Source organism: Pseudogracilibacillus sp. SE30717A (genome assembly GCF_037071985.1).
GTDB lineage: Bacteria > Bacillota > Bacilli > Bacillales > Amphibacillaceae > Pseudogracilibacillus.
The window spans coordinates 225,708-244,963 of sequence record NZ_JAXHDF010000004.1; the positions used below are offsets into that span (position 1 = coordinate 225,708).

23 protein-coding genes are annotated in these 19,256 nt (G+C 35.7%); 7 read left to right on the forward strand and 16 right to left on the reverse strand.

The genetic code is table 11. From position 1 onward, the window contains the following. Nucleotides 1–69: 69 nt before the first annotated feature. The 8 genes from SPD48_RS08095 to SPD48_RS08130 all read right to left on the reverse strand — a co-directional run bounded on the left by SPD48_RS08095 (nucleotide 70) and on the right by SPD48_RS08130 (nucleotide 7,004). Nucleotides 70–1,077 (reverse strand): SPFH domain-containing protein, encoded by a 1,008-nt coding sequence (locus tag SPD48_RS08095; RefSeq protein WP_336257585.1) that lies wholly within the window; start codon nucleotides 1,075–1,077, stop codon nucleotides 70–72. A 100-nt stretch (nucleotides 1,078–1,177) separates the two neighbouring features. Next, on the reverse strand, nucleotides 1,178–1,972 hold the full coding sequence (locus SPD48_RS08100; RefSeq protein WP_336257586.1) for a TPM domain-containing protein: 795 nt from the start codon (nucleotides 1,970–1,972) through the stop codon (nucleotides 1,178–1,180). Beyond that, on the reverse strand, nucleotides 1,966–2,994 hold the full coding sequence (locus SPD48_RS08105; RefSeq protein ID WP_336257587.1) for a TFIIB-type zinc ribbon-containing protein: 1,029 nt from the start codon (nucleotides 2,992–2,994) through the stop codon (nucleotides 1,966–1,968). Before SPD48_RS08105 ends, SPD48_RS08100 begins: the two co-directional genes overlap by 7 nt. Before the next feature lie 76 nt (nucleotides 2,995–3,070). Beyond that, complete coding sequence (locus SPD48_RS08110; protein ID WP_336257588.1) at nucleotides 3,071–3,754, reverse strand: PspA/IM30 family protein; 684 nt, start codon at nucleotides 3,752–3,754, stop codon at nucleotides 3,071–3,073. 281 nt (nucleotides 3,755–4,035) lie between these two features. Further along, on the reverse strand, nucleotides 4,036–5,199 hold the full coding sequence (locus tag SPD48_RS08115) for an MFS transporter (protein WP_336257589.1): 1,164 nt from the start codon (nucleotides 5,197–5,199) through the stop codon (nucleotides 4,036–4,038). Nucleotides 5,200–5,306: 107 nt separating this feature from the next. Continuing rightward, nucleotides 5,307–6,122 carry a ZIP family metal transporter gene (locus tag SPD48_RS08120; RefSeq protein ID WP_336257590.1) on the reverse strand — a complete coding sequence of 272 codons (816 nt, stop codon included), beginning with the start codon at nucleotides 6,120–6,122 and terminating at the stop codon, nucleotides 5,307–5,309. A gap of 180 nt (nucleotides 6,123–6,302) precedes the next feature. Then, the gene (locus SPD48_RS08125; RefSeq protein ID WP_336257591.1) at nucleotides 6,303–6,431 is read right to left on the reverse strand and encodes a LuxR C-terminal-related transcriptional regulator; all 129 of its coding nucleotides are present in this window, start codon (nucleotides 6,429–6,431) and stop codon (nucleotides 6,303–6,305) included. Nucleotides 6,432–6,443: 12 nt separating this feature from the next. Then, entirely contained in the window at nucleotides 6,444–7,004 is a 561-nt protein-coding gene (locus SPD48_RS08130; protein WP_336257592.1) for a helix-turn-helix transcriptional regulator, read from the reverse strand. Nucleotides 7,005–7,115: 111 nt separating this feature from the next. Here SPD48_RS08130 and SPD48_RS08135 point away from each other — a divergent pair, with 111 nt between their 5' ends. After that, nucleotides 7,116–8,060, forward strand: coding sequence for an alpha/beta hydrolase (locus SPD48_RS08135; protein ID WP_336257593.1), 945 nt, complete (start codon nucleotides 7,116–7,118; stop codon nucleotides 8,058–8,060). 236 nt (nucleotides 8,061–8,296) lie between these two features. Next, nucleotides 8,297–9,940, forward strand: a complete 1,644-nt coding sequence (locus SPD48_RS08140) for a flavin-containing monooxygenase (RefSeq protein WP_336257594.1) — start codon at nucleotides 8,297–8,299, stop codon at nucleotides 9,938–9,940. A gap of 80 nt (nucleotides 9,941–10,020) precedes the next feature. Here the strand turns inward: SPD48_RS08140 and SPD48_RS08145 are convergent, their stop codons facing one another. The 4 genes from SPD48_RS08145 to SPD48_RS08160 all read right to left on the reverse strand — a co-directional run bounded on the left by SPD48_RS08145 (nucleotide 10,021) and on the right by SPD48_RS08160 (nucleotide 11,683). Continuing rightward, entirely contained in the window at nucleotides 10,021–10,185 is a 165-nt protein-coding gene (locus SPD48_RS08145) for a hypothetical protein (protein ID WP_336257595.1), read from the reverse strand. Nucleotides 10,186–10,361: 176 nt separating this feature from the next. Then, nucleotides 10,362–10,922 (reverse strand): tetratricopeptide repeat protein, encoded by a 561-nt coding sequence (locus SPD48_RS08150; protein ID WP_336257596.1) that lies wholly within the window; start codon nucleotides 10,920–10,922, stop codon nucleotides 10,362–10,364. Nucleotides 10,923–10,940: 18 nt separating this feature from the next. Then, nucleotides 10,941–11,423: a DUF1648 domain-containing protein gene (locus SPD48_RS08155; protein WP_336257597.1), complete on the reverse strand. Its 483-nt coding sequence runs from the start codon at nucleotides 11,421–11,423 to the stop codon at nucleotides 10,941–10,943. 86 nt (nucleotides 11,424–11,509) lie between these two features. After that, entirely contained in the window at nucleotides 11,510–11,683 is a 174-nt protein-coding gene (locus tag SPD48_RS08160; protein WP_336257598.1) for a hypothetical protein, read from the reverse strand. Nucleotides 11,684–11,805: 122 nt separating this feature from the next. Here SPD48_RS08160 and SPD48_RS08165 point away from each other — a divergent pair, with 122 nt between their 5' ends. The 4 genes from SPD48_RS08165 to SPD48_RS08180 all read left to right on the forward strand — a co-directional run bounded on the left by SPD48_RS08165 (nucleotide 11,806) and on the right by SPD48_RS08180 (nucleotide 15,464). Next, nucleotides 11,806–12,717, forward strand: coding sequence for an SDR family oxidoreductase (locus SPD48_RS08165; RefSeq protein ID WP_336257599.1), 912 nt, complete (start codon nucleotides 11,806–11,808; stop codon nucleotides 12,715–12,717). Nucleotides 12,718–12,861: 144 nt separating this feature from the next. Then, nucleotides 12,862–13,068 (forward strand): DUF1657 domain-containing protein, encoded by a 207-nt coding sequence (locus tag SPD48_RS08170; protein WP_336257600.1) that lies wholly within the window; start codon nucleotides 12,862–12,864, stop codon nucleotides 13,066–13,068. A gap of 207 nt (nucleotides 13,069–13,275) precedes the next feature. Then, nucleotides 13,276–14,793, forward strand: a complete 1,518-nt coding sequence (locus tag SPD48_RS08175) for a glycine betaine uptake BCCT transporter (RefSeq protein ID WP_336257601.1) — start codon at nucleotides 13,276–13,278, stop codon at nucleotides 14,791–14,793. Between the two features lie 17 nt (nucleotides 14,794–14,810). Further along, the gene (locus tag SPD48_RS08180) at nucleotides 14,811–15,464 is read left to right on the forward strand and encodes a hypothetical protein (protein ID WP_336257602.1); all 654 of its coding nucleotides are present in this window, start codon (nucleotides 14,811–14,813) and stop codon (nucleotides 15,462–15,464) included. A gap of 366 nt (nucleotides 15,465–15,830) precedes the next feature. On the opposite strand, the gene SPD48_RS08185 is transcribed toward SPD48_RS08180, so the two are convergent. Both SPD48_RS08185 and fosM read right to left on the reverse strand, forming a co-directional pair. Beyond that, nucleotides 15,831–16,202: a hypothetical protein gene (locus tag SPD48_RS08185; protein WP_336257603.1), complete on the reverse strand. Its 372-nt coding sequence runs from the start codon at nucleotides 16,200–16,202 to the stop codon at nucleotides 15,831–15,833. 146 nt (nucleotides 16,203–16,348) lie between these two features. Beyond that, the gene (gene fosM / locus SPD48_RS08190; protein ID WP_336257604.1) at nucleotides 16,349–16,768 is read right to left on the reverse strand and encodes a FosM family fosfomycin resistance protein; all 420 of its coding nucleotides are present in this window, start codon (nucleotides 16,766–16,768) and stop codon (nucleotides 16,349–16,351) included. Between the two features lie 239 nt (nucleotides 16,769–17,007). Here fosM and SPD48_RS19940 point away from each other — a divergent pair, with 239 nt between their 5' ends. Continuing rightward, nucleotides 17,008–17,097, forward strand: a complete 90-nt coding sequence (locus tag SPD48_RS19940; RefSeq protein ID WP_442962129.1) for a putative holin-like toxin — start codon at nucleotides 17,008–17,010, stop codon at nucleotides 17,095–17,097. Between the two features lie 296 nt (nucleotides 17,098–17,393). On the opposite strand, the gene SPD48_RS08195 is transcribed toward SPD48_RS19940, so the two are convergent. Both SPD48_RS08195 and SPD48_RS08200 read right to left on the reverse strand, forming a co-directional pair. After that, entirely contained in the window at nucleotides 17,394–18,143 is a 750-nt protein-coding gene (locus SPD48_RS08195; RefSeq protein WP_336257605.1) for a GTP pyrophosphokinase, read from the reverse strand. 323 nt (nucleotides 18,144–18,466) lie between these two features. After that, nucleotides 18,467–19,123 carry a LiaF transmembrane domain-containing protein gene (locus tag SPD48_RS08200; protein WP_336257606.1) on the reverse strand — a complete coding sequence of 219 codons (657 nt, stop codon included), beginning with the start codon at nucleotides 19,121–19,123 and terminating at the stop codon, nucleotides 18,467–18,469. Between the last annotated feature and the right edge of the window lie 133 nt (nucleotides 19,124–19,256).

Here is a 19,256-nt window from a genome sequence, read left to right on the forward strand (position 1 = left end):
AAGGACGCTTACAAGGGATCTAATTAATTCCTACCTTGTTGACGTCCTTCACTATATTCTAAATTTATTTTAAACCAATTTATGCCCACAATTACTACAGAAATTTCCTCCACTAGTTTTCGTACCACAATTCGGACAAAAATTAGGGATATTTTTATTTTCAGATGAGGCATCATTCGTTTGGTTTTGTTGAGTATGTTGCTGATTAGACGGCTGTTGTCCGGCTTGTGTGGACTCTCTCATATTACGCATCATTTCATTTGCAACATTCATTCCCATCATCATACCAGTCATATCAGAAGCCGTACTTCCACCTTTAATTTTTCCAGAACTAATCCCATCTGTCATCTCAATTGTCTGATATTTATTTACATCGCCAACCATATGATGAGATGCAGATTTTTTAATCATTTCCCTAATTTCTTTCGGATAATTAAAATCCATTATATAGAAATTTGTAATCGTCATCCCATCATTAATAATTTGCATATCTAAATCTTCTTTAATTCCATCTGCAATTTCACTCGCATTGTTTTGCAAATTGAACATGTCTTTTCCTTCTCTACCAATCCATTTCATCAATAACTGATCAAGCACAGAAGTAATTCTAATTTTTACATCCTCTACTAAATATCGGTCACGCATTCCAGCAATACTATCAATCAAAGTAACATAATCATTCACCTTAAAATTAAATGTTCCATTTGCACGAACTGGAATCCCACCAGGTAACTGGGGTGTCGGCAAATGAATCGCACCTTTCGTTCCCCATTTCACCGTGAATTGTTTCGTATTTACAAATAGAACTTCGCACCGCATCCCGCTAGCAAAACCAAATTTATATCCTTTTAATGTTGAAAGAAACGGAATAATATCTGAATCGACCTCATAATCTCCTGCTTCTTCAAAAATTCCCTCAATTCTTCCATGATTGAAAAATATCGCATCCTGCCCCGGACGAATAATCAATTTACTACCCTTTTTGATTTCATTATTCGGCCATTTCCAAAAAATCATATCTTCTCGGAACTCATCCCATTCAATGACATTCGCTAACTGACTTCTAAAAAAACTCATTTGCAATACTCCCTTCTTTTTTCGTACGTTCTGACAAAAAACGCTCCATCTATTAAATTACATATCTCACAGATTGAATGTCCTTGCTTCATTCAGAATTTTAAAATTTCCCTCTACTGCTACTTCTCATCGTACCACCACTTGTGCGACCGATGCTACCTCCGCCGCCACGACCTCCACCACCACTACTGGACTGTTTCGGTTTACGACGCTTTGTTACTGTTGTACGGATATATTGGTCACGTTTTCCAAGAATTTTTGTCCGATCCATATCTCGATATGTTGTAGATGTCGTTGTCATTCTAGGTTCAACACTTCTGGCCATCGCCCACACAATTGCAGCAGCAATTCCCACCCCAATAGCCAGTTGTACCCATGTATTAAAAAGTGGATTAGCTGGATTAACGCCTTCCCGATACTGCATATATTTTGCGGAAAGCGTAATAAATGATTCAAAGGCATTAAAATAATCGCCATTAGAGAGAGAAGGAGTAATTTTTTCTCGGATTATTGTTAATCGATCGGGATCTAACTTTCTACGTATGTCGCTATAACTGGAGAGTATGACATCACGTTCCGTCATATTTAGTCCAAGCAACACTACATTTTCATCCATTTCTCCATATTGCTCATCATAAAAATCATCCATATAGATTTGCAAATCTTTCTCCGAGTCTTCAACTGTTACGATAATAAACTCTGTATTTCGTTTATTGCTATATTTTGCAGCTAATTTTTCTACTTTTTCAATTTCAGTATCCGATAATAGATTTGCTTCGTCAAAGACTCGTTGTTTGCTAGAGTCGGCTTGTGCTTCCATAGATAAAAAAGTGGATAGGAAGATAAAAGCAATTAGAAATAAAATAAATATTTTACCAAGCTGTTTCTTCACCATAACACGCCTCCAATCAGGAAGGAAGCCAGTTTCATTACTACAAATGACGAGGCAGCAATTCCACCGAACCAAATAGCTGCCTTTTGCTTAGAAACTGGAGGTTTTCCGACTACTTTACCTGTCTGTCCATTCATCGCAAATGTATGTTCTTGACGTTCAAAATCATAATACACCATCCAAACCGGAAATAATACGTATGTACTGTTTAACTTTTTATTTTGAATTTGATCATTTCGTCCTTCCACAGATGAATAACCGGAAATTGTTGAATTTACATATGACCGTACGAATGGAGAAATTTTCGTTTCCACCCTTGGATACAATTCTTTCTCATCGTAATTATATTTCTCCGCTAGATAACCGGCTAAATATGGGGGGTTAAATTCTTTTAAATCCTGATAATGATATGGTTCCAGTTTATCCATAATTTCATCATTCATTTTTGCTGAAGCATCCGCCGGAACCCGGGTATGATAGAGATCAATATCACGGTATACATCATAATGTTTTGTCTCTGTATAGATATAGTCACCCCTAGTATATGTACGTACCTTTTTCCCTCTCGCTTCTACCTTCACTCTTGTATTTAAATCATAAATCCAAAAGGGAATATACATTCCTGTAATATTCTTAATTCGGTCTGCAGTCATAAATCCAGCTGGGGTTAGGCGACCATTTTTACACCATTTTTTAAACGCTGTTCTCGCTTCGTCTTTACTGATTTTAAAAGGAATAACCTTTCCAGGAGCAAGTTTTCCACTAAGACGATCTGCAAGAACGACTGCCGAACCACAAAAACTACAGGATGTTGCAGTTGTATCTTGATCTGTAATAACGACCGCACCACAGTTCTCACATTCATACTCCTGGGCCTCATCTTCTGAAAATTCATTTACGATATTATCATTAGGAAACTCTGCGATATTTTCCTGACGACCACAACTATCACAAGCAAGCGTTCCGGAGTCACTATCAAACGCCATATCTGCCCCACAACTTGGGCATTTATACTGAATTAACATACGTATCCACCCCTTTAATTAGCAATACTTTTGTAAATGAAAAAACCGTAACCTAAGCTACGGTATATGTCTATGCTTATTCTGCTTCTTTGTTATTTATTTGCGCTTTAAGAGCTGCTAATTCATCTTCTACATCGACTTTCGTTTCATATTTTGCCGTCAAATCCTTAATATCATCATCGGCGCCACGGTTTAATTCACGCAAAGCATTTGCTTCGTCTAATGATTTGTTGATTTTATCTTCTAGTCGATCAAAATTAGATAGTGATTCATTTGCACCTGTTACCGTTGAACTAACTTCATTCATTCGTTTTTGCGTTTTGGCAACTGCCGCTTTTCCTTTTAACATCGTTCTTCTTGCATTTAATTCATTTATATCTCCGACAAGTTTGTCATGCATCTGTCTCATCTGAACACTGTTTGCTTCAGCAAGATCAAGTGACGTTTGCAACTGCGTTTCTTTTTCAGAAAGAGTAGCTTTTCTTTCTAAGAATTTACGCGCATCATCTTCATTTCCTGCTTCTAATGCTTTTACTGCATAATTTTGCATTTTTTCAACATCTGCTTTACATTCATTAAGTTCACGCTTCGCACGCTGTTCTTCTGCCATAATAGATGCTGTTTCAGCTTTCACTTGACCAAGGTCTCGTTGTAAATTGCGTAAATATTGATCAATCATTTTTTCCGGATCTTCCGCTTTGTCAAGTAACGCATTAATATTGCTAGCCATTATATCTCTAAATCTTCTTAATATACTCACTATGTATCCTCCTTTTAGGATAGAAATCCTTATGTAAAATTACTTAAACTATTGCATTTCCAGCAAAAATATTACTCTTATTTTACAACAAGAAAGCTTGATAATAAAGGTCTTTTTGAAAAGTGATTGCTAGGTACTATATATTCCAGGATTTACATAGGCATTTATTACTAAAGTTCATACCGGACTTCGAGAAATCTAAATTAACCACAAGAAACCGGAAATAACTACAAGGAGGAGGAGTTAACCACACAATTTGCATAACAACTATGAAAATAGTGCTACCCCTCCTGTAATGCAACATCTTTTTTAAAATAAAGCGCACCGAAAATCACAAATATTACAATGAGAATAAAGTAAAAAAACGAAACATTTGGGAACAGTTGAACAAAAATTCCTCCTAGAAACGGTCCGGATATACTCCCGATACTGAAACAAATCCCATACATGATATTGCCGGCTGGAAGTAATGAGGTTGGCAAAAGATCCGTCATATAAGACATGCCAAGTGAAAAGAGAGAACCGACAAACATGCCCGAAAGTGTAAAAAATACAAATAAGGATAAAACAGATTCCTCAAGAAGAGCTGCTCCAGTAAAACTTAGAACTCCAGCCAGTAGAGAAATAAGGAGTACATTTTTTCTACCGAACCGATCACTTAGCGCTCCTAAAGGGAACTGTAAAATTACACTACCGAATGCAAAACAAGGAATAATTAATGATAACATACCTACATCATGACCAATCCTCAACCCATAAATCGGAAACACACCATTCAATGTTGATTCTAAAAATCCATATCCAAACCCAGGCAACATTGCCACCCACGAAATTTTTAACGTAGTTACAAATCTGCCTAGAGAGCTTACTGATTGAATCGTAGTATCTTTTTGATCAGGCCATTCATTTTTAACGAAGAACATCAATGCCCAGACAAGAAAACTTAAAAAGGCAGATAATAAAAAAGGAAGTGCTTCATTAACAGTGAGCAACCTCGTCATTAAAGGCCCAATTGAAAAACCTAATGCAAATGATAAACCATAAAATGCAATTCTTCTTCCACGTGAGGCAGCTGAAACTGTTGTCGTAATCCATGTTTGTGTACCAAAATGAATCATTTGATCCCCTATTCCAACCAGCATGCGTAAAATAAACCAGAACGAGAGTGCCTTCCAAAATGGAAAAAGAGTAAGCGAAATAAAAACAAGCACTCCACCAATCAAAATAATCGGTTTAAACCCAACTTTTTGCATCGGTTTTTCCATAAACGGTGAAGCAATTAATATACCAATATAGAGTGCAGTAGCGTGTAACCCATTTACTGATGAACTCACCCCTGCCTGCTCTAATATAATCGCAATAAGTGGTAGCAGCATTCCTTGTGAAAAGCCCGAAATCCCCACAATCGCAATTAATATCCAATATCTAACACGTGCGTTAACCATTAAAATTTCCCCAATCAAGTTTTTAAGTCAAATTTAAAAGTAGCAGACTTTTTATTATTGGTCTACTACTTTAATTACATATTTGTAAGCTATTAAATTAAGGATTATCAGCCAAGTGCAACATCCAAAATCATCATCACAATAAACCCTATGATTAAACTCATAGAAGCAAGGTCCTTATTACCATTTTCATGTGAACTCGGAATAACCTCTTCCACGACTACAAAAATCATGGCTCCAGCCGCAAAGCTTAATGCAAATGGAAGTAGTGGTTCCATTACTGTTACCGCAAGCACACCAATTACAGCTGAAATCGGCTCAACCATTCCTGAAAACTGACCATACATAAAGCTTTTTCTACGTGACATTCCTTCTCGACGGAGCGGCATAGAAACGGCAGTACCTTCTGGAAAGTTTTGAATACCGATCCCAATTGCTAATGTTACTGCAGCAGCAAGTGAAGCTTCAGGAAAACCCGCTGCAACAGCCCCAAAGGCAATCCCAATTGCAAGACCTTCAGGAATATTATGCAATGTAATGGCAAGCACTAAGAGCGTACTTCGTCTTCTTTTTTCCGGATTAATTCCTTCCGCATCTTTTATACTCAGATTAGGATGTAAATGTGGGATAATCTTATCAATTATCCATAAAAATAAGGCTCCAAGGAAAAATCCTATTGCAGCAGGAAGCCAAGCCGGTAACGCATCTTCCTCTGCCATTGCTATTGCGGGTGATAATAAGGACCAGAAACTTGCTGCAATCATTACACCACCAGCAAAACCAAGCATTCCATCCAACAGTTTTTCGTTCATTGTTTTTGTTGTAAATACTAAAGATGCTCCAAGTGCAGTCATTCCCCAAGTAAATAAAGTACCAATTAAGGCTTGGGTAACTGGACTTAACGTAGCAAAAAATTCAATCATGTTCATCTCTTCTTTACTAAAGTAGTCTTCCATCATTAATTACATGCAATATATCATAATCTATGTCTTTAATAAACAGTTTGTTACCAAGCGAATAACAATGAAGGTAACAGCGTTTTGAGTTAAACTAGGTTCCATTCCTATAATATTGCAACAGCAGTAGTATTTCCATAAATTTTTTCAAGAAATCACACCCATCCTAAAAAGCTCTCCAATCGCATGTGTACGATTTCTTGCACCTAGCTTTCTGATAGCTGTTTTAATATATTGTTTAACTGTCGACTCCGTGATATCCATTTTGTTAGCCATTTCTTTAATGCTTTACCCCCATGAGATTCTTTTCATTACCTCTAATTCTCTTCTACTTAATAAAGGGGACTCAACTGAACTATTTGATTGGATAATTAAATTCCCGGCGAGCTTTCCAAATTCGGTAAATGAGTCAAGTAATTTTTCATCGATAACCGTTCTTTTTTTCTTTTCATGGCTACATATATAGCCGATTACTATTGATTTGTAGGTAAAAGGAACAACAATTACAGAATTAACAGATGTGGGAATGATATACTTACTGCTTGTCCGTTTGAAATACTCAATTCCTGAACAATATTTTGCTCTTCGTTCATGAAGTGCCGGATAAACAACTGGTAACGTACGGATATCATCTCGCATATCCCCAATATTATGTAACCCATTTGAATCTACTAAAATAACTCCCTCTGCAAGATAACCAATCGGAGAATATCGAAAAAAATACGCGTTGAGCACTGGAAATAGATTTAAGTATACTTGTAACATTTGATACAATTGCTCTTCCTGACTATGGATTGATTGTTTTTCAAGTTTACTGATCGATTCCTTTAGGACATAGTATGAGGTCATTTATCCATCTCCTTTTAGGGTAATCAATATATCCAAAATTGGATATATTCTAATTATACAAAAAACTATATAATTATACACAAATACTATATAGGAGAAAGGGAGAAAACAATGTCGAATTTAAGTCCGGAATCAAAAGCGTATTTAGAAGCTTTTAATGAGATGCCTGCACTTGAAACAATGGAACCTCAAGCTGTAAGAGAAATGATGGCACAAGCTCCACCCGTAGAAATTGAACTAGCCTCTGTAGCAAATGTGGAAGATAGACTCATTTCGGTTGGAGATGCTGAGATTAAAGTCAGAATTTACACACCAGAAGGAAATGGTCCTTTTCCTCTTTTCGTTTATTATCATGGAGGCGGCTGGGTTATTGGTGATCTTGAAACAGCGGACGCAAGTTGTCGGATGATTGCAAATAAAACAGGAAGTGTCGTCGTTTCAGTAGATTATCGTTTATCTCCTGAATACAAATATCCAGTACCATTCAATGACTCATACGAAGCATTAAAATGGGTTTACGATAATGCTGAGGAGTTAAATGGAATCGCTTCCAATATTGTCGTAGGCGGTGATAGCGCTGGTGGCAATTTATCTGCTGCCGTATCAATAAAATCTCGTGATGAAAATGGACCAAAGATTTCCGCCCAAATTTTAATTTATCCAGTTACTGACATGACTTATGATACTCCTTCCTATAACGAATTCCAAAAAGGATTTGGTTTGGACAAAAATCTGATGGTTTGGTTCGTCGATCATTATATAAGCAACGAAGCTGATAAAAAAGACAAATATGCTGCACCATTAGTTGCGAAGGATTTGAGAGACTTACCACCAGCATTTGTCATTACTGCTGAGTATGACGTTCTTCGAGATGAAGGAAACGCATATGCAGAGCGTTTAAAAACATCCGGTGTAAAAGTAGAGACCTTTTTAGAAAAAGGACTTATTCATGGGTACTTTACAAATATGGCTGTTTTTCCAGAACAAATAAAAAGGACGATTTCAAAAATCGAACAATTTTTAAGTGAAAATACGGAACAAGTTGAAAAAGTGTAAATAATTATAAGTGGTCAATCGGAAGTTCTTGCTCGAGGAACTTTAAAAAAAGCTGCACCATTTTCAAGTAACATATGCTGATCTTCTTGAGAGATGTACCGTTTGAGAGCATAATTGTTGATCAACGTGAGGGATCTACCGTCCCCGAGCAGTATAGCTATTTCGGTGAAATATGCCTATTTCGATTAAATACAAGTTGCTAATGTAAATATAATCCAAATTTGAGGAGGATATTTATGGCTGATGCGAAACAAACTGTTCATACAAGACCTGACTATGATGCCGTTGTAATTGGGGCAGGTTTTTCTGGTTTATATATGTTGCATAGCCTACGGGAGAACGGATTTTCCGTAAAAGTATTTGAAAAAGCTGAGGATGTTGGCGGAACATGGTATTGGAATCGTTATCCTGGAGCTAGATGTGATTCAGATAGCATTTATTATAATTACACGTTTTCCGAGGAACTGTTTAAAGGATGGACGTGGAGCTCTCGCTATCCAGAACAAAAGGAAATATTGGCTTACTTAAATTATGTTGCAGATACTTTGAACCTAAGAAATGGTATTCAATTCAATACGACGATTACAAATGCAATTTATAATGAAGAAAAAAATATGTGGAGAATCTATACGGACGAGGGTGAAAGTGTTACTGCCACCTATTTCATTACTGCCATCGGTTGTCTCTCTGCTTCCAACATTCCTAATTTTAAAGGGATCGATTCATTCAAAGGTGAATGGTACCATACAGGACACTGGCCTCATGAAGGTGTGGATTTTACCGGAAAAAGAGTCGGTGTCATTGGAACAGGATCAAGTGGTGTACAATCAATCCCAGTTATTGCGGAGGAGGCTGAACATTTAACAGTTTTCCAGCGTACCCCACAATACAGTTTTCCAGCTAGAAATCATCCTTATGAATCACAATTTGTTATAAATGCAAAAGAAAATTTTGCCCAATTGAGAAAAGACCTACGTGAATCTCATGCTGGCCAGATCATTAAAAGTAGGAAACCTTCTGCATTAGATGATACGCCTGAAGAACGTCTGAAAGCATATGAAGAGCGTTGGAAACAAGGTGGTTATTTATTTATCTATGATGACCTTCTTATCAATGAAAAATCCAATGAAACGGCAGGAGAATTCATTCGATCAAAAATCGGTGAAATAGTAAAAGATCCTGAAGCGGCACAAAAACTGATGCCGAATTATCATTGGGGAACAAAGCGACAAATTTTAGATACGAATTACTATGAAACATATAACCGTGATAATGTGTCATTAGTTGATGTAAAAAGTAATCCTATCGAAGAAATTACCCCGAACGGTATTAAGACTATTGCCGAAGAGATAGAGCTTGATGCAATTGTTTTTGCAACTGGATTTGATGGAATGACAGGCCCATTATTCAAAATGGACATCCGCGGCAAAGACGGGATTGCCTTGAAAGACAAATGGGAAAATGGCGCCCATACAAGAACGTATCTAGGACTTTCAACGAACGGTTTTCCGAATATGTTCATGATTACAGGACCTGAAAGTCCATCTGTCCTTAGTAATATGCCTATCTCAATTGAACAACATGTTGAATGGATTACGGATTGCATTAACTATATGAAAGAAAATAACATTGAATCGATTGAAGCAAATGAAAAAGCAGAAAATGAATGGAGTAAACATTGTAGCGAGTTGGCTGAAGAAACACTTTATACAAAAACGGACTCTTGGTATATGGGAGCGAATATAGAAGGAAAAGCACGCGGGTTTTTAATTTATGTGGGAGGCGTCGGCAATTATCGTAAAATATGTACAGAAATTGCTGAAAAAGGATACGAAGGATTTACTTTAGTAAGTTCAACTAAAACTTCGTCTAAATCATAACAACAAATGAAATCTCTCTTGCGATGTAGCAGGAGGGATTTTACTTCTGAAAAGTCCATTTAAACCCCTTCTTAAGAATCTCATACCTTCTTCTCTTCTCTAACCGAAATAATACGAGTTTCTATTCCATAATTTTTTCGAATGTTTTTCCTAGCTGCAGCGGGAGTTCTGGCAAGGACAGACTTGATATGTTTTTCTCCATCAATTTCTATTTCAACTTGGTAACGTTTTGCTCCACATTTCATGAAATCTCTTCCTTTTTAGTGATTTAACTTTTTAGCTTATTTCCTGCTGCTAAGCGTCTTCTATCTTTCCATCCGTAAGGAGACCTTTCTAATATCTTCTCAAAATTGGAAACTCGTTTAGATCCCTTCTATAACAAGTGATATCCCAAAATCCATCATCTCTCACACGACATTCATCAATAATCCATTTCCTTTATGTACTTCAACACTTGCTCAGTTGACTCAATCAACATTGCATCCTTTTTCTGTTTTCTTAATTTTAACGCCTTTCGAAGACATTGCTCCGCTTCTTCATAACGCTTTAATTCCAGTAAGCATTTTCCCTTATGTTGTAGGGCAAAATCTAAATAGTTTTCCAACTTATTTTTATGTATAAGTGCTATTGCTTGATCAAAACACTCCATCGCTTGCTGATGTTTTTCATTATATTTTAATGCCTCGCCCAAACGAATAAGTGTTACTGCAATTTTCATATTATCATGTTCTTCATTGGCAATTCTGTGTGCACATTCTAAATAACCTATTGCCCTTGTCGGCTGCCCCAATATTCGGTATAGATTCCCCATAATTCCGTATAACTGGTAAGAGTTCCCCCTCTTGTTCACTGATAGCTCCTCAACTTGTTTAAGTAAGTTTAATACTGTTTCTGGATCTTTAGTTTTCTCACGAAAATTATCTTGAATATCGTAATAATTTGTTTGCGAAACAGCCTCTAATTCCGACCTTAACTTATCCATTTCCTAGAGATCATCTCCCTATTTTAATCGTGTCAATCTAATAGCAAACAACACGACTGTTACCAACGGAACGCCAAATACAACTCCAACAAACCAAACGCCTAAAGTTTCCCCCATAATATCAACAACTGCTATCGTAAAAATAAGTACCATTTCTAAATTAAAGATCGACATAAATAAATTAGCTTCTCTATAAATTTGCGATGCATTTTCCTCTGTTATTTCTACTGTATAATTATAAACATGTGGTACTTTGCTAAGAAAAAATAAGCCCACAAATAAAATAATTGCAATTCCGGGCATGATAAAAATAGTGTTTTTACTTCCCCAGTTATCTGCATCTCCTTGCGCATTAAAATGAATTGGAATCGTCTCAGGTAGGTATTGATAGGCAAAAAAAAGATAAATGATTGAACCAATAATGCATATAATTGAGATCCCATTTAAAAAATGAACCCATTTGTTCACGATAAACGGAACTCGTGGATGGTTATTCAACATTTTCATCTCCCAATTAATAATCCCTCACATGCATATGCAAACGAGGGATCTAGATTGTATTTCATAATCATTATACCATAGAAATTTCAAATAATTGGGTAGTACTCTTGATAAACTGGATACGCATAATATGGTGGTCTAGGCCCGATTAACGGTAATATGAAAGGCTCTATATTGTTAGCATAAAATACCTCCACTTTTTCACTCGATTGATTTATAAGCAAATATTTTACTTCAGGACTGTAATAAAACAAATTCATTGGTCATGTCCTCCTTCAACTAAATTTCATCATTATATTATGCATTTTTTTCTTAAAGTCACACTTTTGCCCAGAAAACATAATTTATACTGACAAATAATTCAATAGGAGGACTAGTATTAATGACCAATGATAAGAAAAATAGATATCCCTTATACCCTAATTATGGAAAAATTACTGAATATAAAGAGATTACATTAACTGTTCCAGAACAACGTCAATTTCGACAACCAGGAGTCGAAAGTGAAATGGTTCCTCGTCCAATAGTAGAGAATCCTAACTACAAAGGTACTGGAAAATTAAAGGATAAAGTCGCACTCATTACAGGAGGTGATAGCGGAATGGGGGCAGCTGCTGCAATCGCCTTTGCTAAGGAAGGTGCAGATGTTGCAATTGCTTATTTGGATGAACATGAAGATGCAAAGCGTACTCAAGAAAGAATTGAAGAACTTGGACACCGCTGTCTATTACTTCCAGGTGATCTTCGTGAGAAACTACAATGTATCGACATAGTAGAAAAAACAATAGACACTTTTGGGGAACTAAATATTCTTTGCAACCATGTAGGAATTCAATTTCAACAACTAAGTTTACTTGATATTTCAGACGAGCAATTTGATGAAACATTTAAAGTGAATATATATTCTCATTTTTATACAACTCGTCAAGCACTAAAACATCTAAAAGCCGAGAGTTCCATTATTAATACCGCCTCAGTGGTTACCTTTGACGGAAATGATCAACTAATTGATTACACGGCAACCAAAGGTGCCATCCTAGGATTCACCCGGGCATTAGCAAGAAATGTAGTCAAAAACGGAATTAGAGTCAATGCCATTGCTCCAGGCCGGATTTGGACTCCACTTATCCCATCCAGTTTTTCTGCAGATCAAGTTCCTCTTGCTGGAAACCTGATGGATCGTCAAGGGCAACCCTTTGAAGTAGCACCAACTTTTGTTTATTTGGCTTCCAATGATTCCCGTTTCGTAACAGGGCAAGTTTTACATGTGAATGGCGGGCAATATTTTGGATAAATGCGTAATAAAAATAAAAAAAGTTACTTTATGGATAAAGTCTGATTTTTATAAAAATCGGACTTTTAGTTTTGTACCTTATTTTAAAAGAACACCTCATATTCAAGGAAATGGAGAACATACTACTTATAGGAGGTGACGTCTATGACTGTAGGAACGCAAATGCAACAAGCAATCGCTAGCTGTCAAAGTCTCGTATCGAACTTGACTACTTTTGCATTAGAGACTCAAGATCAAAACGCTAAGCAAATGTTTCAGAATTTAGCTGAACAACAACAAACTATCCTGGACAATCTAAACACAAGATTGCAGTATGTTCAACAAGAAGAGCCACAATATAAGAATATGTAAGTAAAAAACACAGGAAATTTTCCTGTGTTTTTTTACAAAGATATAAGAGGTCAAATTATACCATTTGGTAACTTTCTCTTGGTTAGAATTATATTTCTTGGGAAATCTAATACAACGTATCATGCTATCATCTACTTTAAATCTTACATAGCATTTGTTAGTGTAGTAATTATGCTTTTATATTTTTGTTACAGGAAAGGGGATTACATGAAGAAACTTACTCCCGTCTTTAAGATTTCAGTGAGTTTAGCGATTATATTTATTTTATGGGGTGCAGTTGCACCAGAAAATTTAGAATCTGTTTCGGGAAGTGCCCAGGAATTTTTACAACAACATTTTGGTTGGTTCTATCTCATTTCAGCAAGTGTGATTTTACTGTTTACGATTTATCTTGCTTTTTCCAAATATGGCCATATTAAGCTTGGAAAAGATGACGATGAGCCAGAATATAGTACATTCAGTTGGTTCTCCATGTTGTTTAGTGCTGGAATGGGAATTGGACTTGTATTTTGGGGTGTTGCTGAGCCCGTTTCTCATTTTTATGTCCCCCCAACCGGAGAAGCTCAATCAGCGGAAGCCGCAGAAAATGCTTTACGATTTGCATTTTTCCACTGGGGACTACATCCATGGGGAATCTATGCGTTAATTGCACTAGCACTTGCTTATTTCAAATTTAGAAAAGGTGCTCCTGGGACAATTAGTGCTACTTTCTATCCATTAATAGGCGATAAGATTAATGGTCCGATCGGAAAAGCAATCGATATTATTGCTGTATTTGCTACTGTTTTTGGAGTCGCAACTTCTCTGGGCCTTGGAGCAATTCAGATAAATGGGGGATTTACTTATTTAAATAGCAATATTCCGAATGGATTTAGTACACAGTTAATAATTATAATAGGAGTCACCATATTATTTATTCTATCGGCTATTTCTGGGATTGGAAAAGGAATTAAATGGCTTAGTAATTCTAATATTTTTATCGCTATTTTGCTCATGCTTTTCTTTTTATTTGCGGGACCAACAACATTTTTACTTAATTTATTTACAACAACTTTAGGAAATTATGCAGAGTATTTACCAAAAATGAGTTTTCGTCTTGCTCCCTTTAATGAAGCGGGTAGTGCCTGGATCCAAGACTGGACAATATTTTATTGGGCTTGGTGGATCGCCTGGTCTCCTTTTGTGGGAACGTTCATAGCGCGAGTATCAAAAGGACGCACGATTCGCGAATTTATTATCGGAGTACTAGCAGTTCCAACAACATTTTGTGCTTTATGGTTTGCCATTTTTGGTGGTACAGGTATTCACATGGAAATGTTTCAAAACGGAGGAATTTGGGAAGCGATGGATCAAGGAAACTATACAGAAATTGCCCTATTTGCTACTCTTGATCAACTACCTTTTAGTACCGTAGCATCTGTTCTTTCCATTATATTAATAAGTACGTTTTTCATTACATCAGCAGATTCAGCTACTTTTGTAATCGGAATGCAAACAACAAACGGTATGCTTAATCCTCCACTAAAAATAAAATTAACTTGGGGATTCATTCAAGCTGGTGCTGCAGCCGTATTGCTATGGTCAGGTGGACTTAATGCTCTTCAAACTGCTTCAATTGTATCGGCATTTCCATTTGTATTTATCTTAATCTGTATCATGCTCTCACTACATAAAGGACTGAAAGAAGAGAGTCTGATAGTAACAAGTAAGAAAAAAGTATTTTAATGAAGGAGGTAAACATCATGAAACTAATTAACGTGAGGAAAGGGCAATTCGTTTACTATAACAATAAATTGCATAAAGTGTATTCAGTTAAGCCTTTTTTTAAACAATCTGTCCATCTTGTTCGACTTGCAGATTTAGAACAAATTCTAACCACTGCAAAAGAGATTGAGTTATATAAACCAAAACATTTAGATAGCTTTATATATAACCATAAACGTTATACACTCGATAAAAATATGAAGGCTCAAGTTGGCGACTATATTTTAGTCATCAATCCACTTCCTGATTCACTTGATCATCACCATCTCCATGCAATTGAAATGGTCTCCTCTATTGAGGAAAATGGGGTTATAAGCAATAAACAGAATGGTATTAAACATAATGAGTATTGGGTAATGACTCCAGGACTAGAGGAAGGTGCCGCAATTATTGACATGCCGGATGGAACAGAATCTGATGAGGAAAGTTTAGAGGAAGTAATTTCTCCCGGATATGACCTACCAAAAGTCGGGGATGTTTATCAAAAAAATGATATTGATCCTATTTTACAGGCAATGGTCATTGCTGTTAAAGGACGAAATGTATTTTTAGGCGGGGATTTAAAAGTTTCTATTGATGAATTAACTGATCATAAAAAATGGAGCATCATCCATAATATTTACGATCAATAATTAAAGCAGCTAGTTCAAAAGTATTTTATCAACGAAAAGACGAACTGTACTAGCTTTATAACAGTTTTGGAAATATACTTCATTTTCCTCGGACACGGCCTAGAGCTTATGTAGTAGTAACTCCTCGTTTCGAGTCACGACAGTTCGTCAGACTCTCGAGATTAGCACGATCGTTCGTCCTATCAAAACATTTACTGTTCGTAGGGCGAACTCCGTGTTGATCACGAATCTTTGCGGGAGAACGAAAGCGTAGTTAAATTCCTAGGAGGTGATCAACGCCGACGAAGAGTCTACGTATATTTCCTATGCTTAACTAACAAATTGTTCGTCCTTTTTAGTTGCTCGTATTTTTTATGCCCTAATTCCTTATTTATTATTTTTTTGAAATGCAGTTTGGTTAATTAACTCAATCACTTTCTTCATTTCTTCTGGATATAAATCCAATTGTTTTAATTGCAATAATCGTTCCTTTTGCTCCTTCACATTTAATGGTACTCCACCATTATTCAAAGTCGCTTTTCCTAAGACTTCTCCTAATCCAATATGTATACCAATTAAGCTACCATTTTCAAAAACAACTGAATCTTCCATCTCAGTTGTTTCATGAGTATATTCTATGCCTTCTACGTTTTCAACAATATCAGGATTTGCATTTTGAAAAACCATGAATAAGCCAATGGCTAGAAAAACAACGAAAGCAACAAAGATTCCAATGTTTTTTCTAAATATTTTAATCATAAAAAGTCCTCCAAAAAATATATCTACCAATATCGTACCATGTTCATTCAATTAAATGAAGATTTTTCCAATATAGAATGATTTTTTACCATCGAGTAATCATTTAATCTTACATTCCAACTATTTTACAATCTATTATATAATTTTCACTCAAAAAAATTCATATGTGGTTTGTCTTCTCTATAATAATCTAACCTGTCCTGTAAAGTCCCTGTATGAAATTCAAATTTATGACCATCCGGATCAGTAAAATATACCGACCTTTTATCCCGCTTATCTCGTTGACGGCCCGGTAAAATATTCACGTTGAAATATTCTAACCGTTCATATATCAAATCAAATTCCTGTTCATCAACTGTAAATGCAATATGTGTGTATGAATCTTTTATTTCTGTTCGCGGGATATTTTTTTCCTCATTAAGTGCAAGCCACAATCCGTTTAAATCAAAATAAGCCGTAGTTCTACCTTGTACTATCAGTTTTGCTTTAAATACATTATGGTAAAACCGGATCGAACGCTCTAAATTTGAAACAGAAAACAATAAATGATTTATACCTTTTATCATCGGCACCACCTTTTATATGGAATACCAATTGGTACCCAAATATATTGCTTCTAAAGCTCGCTTACACACATAGAAGACTTCATACTTATACATTTTTTTGTAATCTTGAATTATTTTTAAGTTTTTTATAGGAACTTATGTTCTGTTATGCTATAATAATTACTAACAGTAGACTAGCTTCACATGGGGGATTATCGGGTACACATTTTTACCTTCGCGGTTAATTGTGAAGGGAGGTGATGCCTATTGACACTGCAGAGACGTTAAGTCTTATGATTGCATTTGGGACATTAATGGTTTTAATAATGTCGGGTCAAAATAAAAAATAATCCCTCATGTGCTTAGCGGAGCAATGAGGGATTCGTGATCGCGTTGCCTACCCTTTGGGTGGGGTTGGTCTTCTGTTCCGTTCCATGTCAAACGTGGAACGGCCTCTCTTTCTTTCATTATACCATTTATTTGTGCGCTAGACTACATCTTCACACATACTTTTCTTGCCAAAATATAATTTCTTTAATGTTTTAAATTAAATACGAATGGAAGCGTGTAGATAAGGAGATTTTTCTCTGAAAATATATTTATTTAGTCACTAAACTTATACTTAAGAACTTATTAACGATGTACCTTATTCGTTGTCCAAATGACTTTGCTGACTATCTATTAGTTGCAAAAACTCTTTTGGTAGTGAAAATTGTTGATTGTTGATTACAAGCTGTGCCTCTTCCTTTTCGTTCTTTTCTTTAATTTGCCCAATTTCCTTATGCAAGTTCTCCATCTTTTGATCCAATTCAGCTGCAGTATCGGCGGCTGTTTTTAATTCCTCTATTAGTTGCATAGGAACAGCTTGATTGTATTTATAGAATATTTTATGTTCCAAGCTTGCCCAAAAATCCATTGCAATTGTCCGAATTTGTATTTCAACAATAATCTGTTCCTCTCGATCAGACATAAAGATCGGAACCTCAACCAATAAATGTAAGCTGCGGTACCCATTTGGCTTCGGTTTTTTAATATAATCTTTCACTTCAAGCACAGTTAAATCCCTTTGCAGTTTTAACATATCACTTATCCGGTAAATGTCTTCAATAAAAGAACATGTTATTCGGATTCCCGCAATATCTTTTATATGCTCACGTATGTGCAATAGGTTAATATTATCTTGTCCCATTTTTCGCTTAATCTTTTTCAAAATACTTTCAGGTGATTTCAATCTAGATTTCGTATGTTCAATCGGATTATAGTCATGTAAAAGTCTGAATTCCTCTTGTAAAATTGCTATTTTCGTCTCTACTTCATTTAATGCAAATTTATATTGCATCATAAAACGAGTTATTTCATTTTTAAACTGTTTAAGTTGTATCTGGTATGATTCCATAAGAAACCTGGTCCTCTCTACTGATAAAAAAATTCATGCTATACATATTTTACATATAGTTCTTTCTTTTAGTAAAGTGAGATGACCTTAAACTTTTTACACCTAATATAATGTCATGAAGCAAGTACCTATATTAATTTTTGGTCCTTCTTCGACCGTTGTTCTTATATCTCCTTCTATTCTAGCTAATTTATTGGTAACAAATCATTTCTTTTAGCTAGTATGAATTATTCCCATCAACTCCACCTCGATACTAAAAAATCACATAAAAGATCCCTCACATAGAAATTCTATCGCAAGGGATAAGTGGTAATTTTATGGAATTAATTTTTAATTTCTATACCGCCAGCTACTGTTAAGCAGTTAAGTGTTAATACTGTTGCTTTTTCTTCATTGCTATAATGTCTTGTTTTATCTTCCCATCCACCAAAAATAGGAATGCCTTTTACTTCTACTTGGACATTTTCTGGAACAGTTATACTAATCCCACCAAACACTGTCGTTAAATCTAACTTCGCTCCATCTGATATGATTGCCTCTCTTAGATCAATCTCAGCACCCCCAAAGATGGTTGTAATATTACCACCTTGAAAATCTTTCGACTGACTTCTCACATCTGTTCCAGCAAACAACGAAAATGTATGGATGTTCTCATCCGTATTAGCTCTTCTACCTCTTTTTGTTCGAGTAAAGAGAAATACCAACCCAATAAAGATTAGTAACAGTGGCCATAAATAAGTAGTCATATTAACATCTGTTAGATTATTAGCTAAAAATACTGTCCCAATTAATAAGAATAAAAGACCAGATACGATTGAAGAATATGTACGAGTTATTAATTGGATAATACCAACAATAATTAATGCAATTGGCCACCACGTAGATAATACTTGCACAAAATCTACCATGCCAAGCACTTGCATAAGAAATCCAACTCCGAACAATATAAAAAACGATCCAACCCAAACTCTACCAGACATTTTCCTCACCCCCATTAATCATCTTATGTCACTTCTCTATTTTCAATAATACCAGATTTAAAAATAAAGTAGTGACCTCTTGCCAAAACGCTTTTTCTTCTTCATACGTCAATCGATAAATATACAATCGATC

Bases quoted from the DNA above. Each gene is read 5' to 3' on its own strand.
- SPD48_RS08150 (WP_336257596.1), bottom strand. From the start codon at position 10,922: ATGGATAAGTTAAGGTCGGAATTAGAGGCTGTTTCGCAAACAAATTAT.
- SPD48_RS08125 (WP_336257591.1), bottom strand. From the start codon at position 6,431: ATGGCTAACAAAATGGATATCACGGAGTCGACAGTTAAACAATATATT.
- SPD48_RS19940 (WP_442962129.1), top strand. From the start codon at position 17,008: ATGCCTATTGACACTGCAGAGACGTTAAGTCTTATGATTGCATTTGGG.
- SPD48_RS08140 (WP_336257594.1), top strand. From the start codon at position 8,297: ATGGCTGATGCGAAACAAACTGTTCATACAAGACCTGACTATGATGCC.
- SPD48_RS08175 (WP_336257601.1), top strand. From the start codon at position 13,276: ATGAAGAAACTTACTCCCGTCTTTAAGATTTCAGTGAGTTTAGCGATT.
- SPD48_RS08155 (WP_336257597.1), bottom strand. From the start codon at position 11,423: ATGTTGAATAACCATCCACGAGTTCCGTTTATCGTGAACAAATGGGTT.
- SPD48_RS08105 (WP_336257587.1), bottom strand. From the start codon at position 2,994: ATGTTAATTCAGTATAAATGCCCAAGTTGTGGGGCAGATATGGCGTTT.
- SPD48_RS08100 (WP_336257586.1), bottom strand. From the start codon at position 1,972: ATGGTGAAGAAACAGCTTGGTAAAATATTTATTTTATTTCTAATTGCT.
- SPD48_RS08095 (WP_336257585.1), bottom strand. From the start codon at position 1,077: ATGAGTTTTTTTAGAAGTCAGTTAGCGAATGTCATTGAATGGGATGAG.
- fosM (WP_336257604.1), bottom strand. From the start codon at position 16,768: ATGATAAAAGGTATAAATCATTTATTGTTTTCTGTTTCAAATTTAGAG.
- SPD48_RS08195 (WP_336257605.1), bottom strand. From the start codon at position 18,143: ATGGAATCATACCAGATACAACTTAAACAGTTTAAAAATGAAATAACT.
- SPD48_RS08180 (WP_336257602.1), top strand. From the start codon at position 14,811: ATGAAACTAATTAACGTGAGGAAAGGGCAATTCGTTTACTATAACAAT.
- SPD48_RS08135 (WP_336257593.1), top strand. From the start codon at position 7,116: ATGTCGAATTTAAGTCCGGAATCAAAAGCGTATTTAGAAGCTTTTAAT.
- SPD48_RS08115 (WP_336257589.1), bottom strand. From the start codon at position 5,199: ATGGTTAACGCACGTGTTAGATATTGGATATTAATTGCGATTGTGGGG.
- SPD48_RS08160 (WP_336257598.1), bottom strand. From the start codon at position 11,683: ATGAATTTGTTTTATTACAGTCCTGAAGTAAAATATTTGCTTATAAAT.
- SPD48_RS08120 (WP_336257590.1), bottom strand. From the start codon at position 6,122: ATGATTGAATTTTTTGCTACGTTAAGTCCAGTTACCCAAGCCTTAATT.
- SPD48_RS08200 (WP_336257606.1), bottom strand. From the start codon at position 19,123: ATGTCTGGTAGAGTTTGGGTTGGATCGTTTTTTATATTGTTCGGAGTT.
- SPD48_RS08170 (WP_336257600.1), top strand. From the start codon at position 12,862: ATGACTGTAGGAACGCAAATGCAACAAGCAATCGCTAGCTGTCAAAGT.
- SPD48_RS08145 (WP_336257595.1), bottom strand. From the start codon at position 10,185: ATGAAATGTGGAGCAAAACGTTACCAAGTTGAAATAGAAATTGATGGA.
- SPD48_RS08165 (WP_336257599.1), top strand. From the start codon at position 11,806: ATGACCAATGATAAGAAAAATAGATATCCCTTATACCCTAATTATGGA.
- SPD48_RS08130 (WP_336257592.1), bottom strand. From the start codon at position 7,004: ATGACCTCATACTATGTCCTAAAGGAATCGATCAGTAAACTTGAAAAA.
- SPD48_RS08185 (WP_336257603.1), bottom strand. From the start codon at position 16,202: ATGATTAAAATATTTAGAAAAAACATTGGAATCTTTGTTGCTTTCGTT.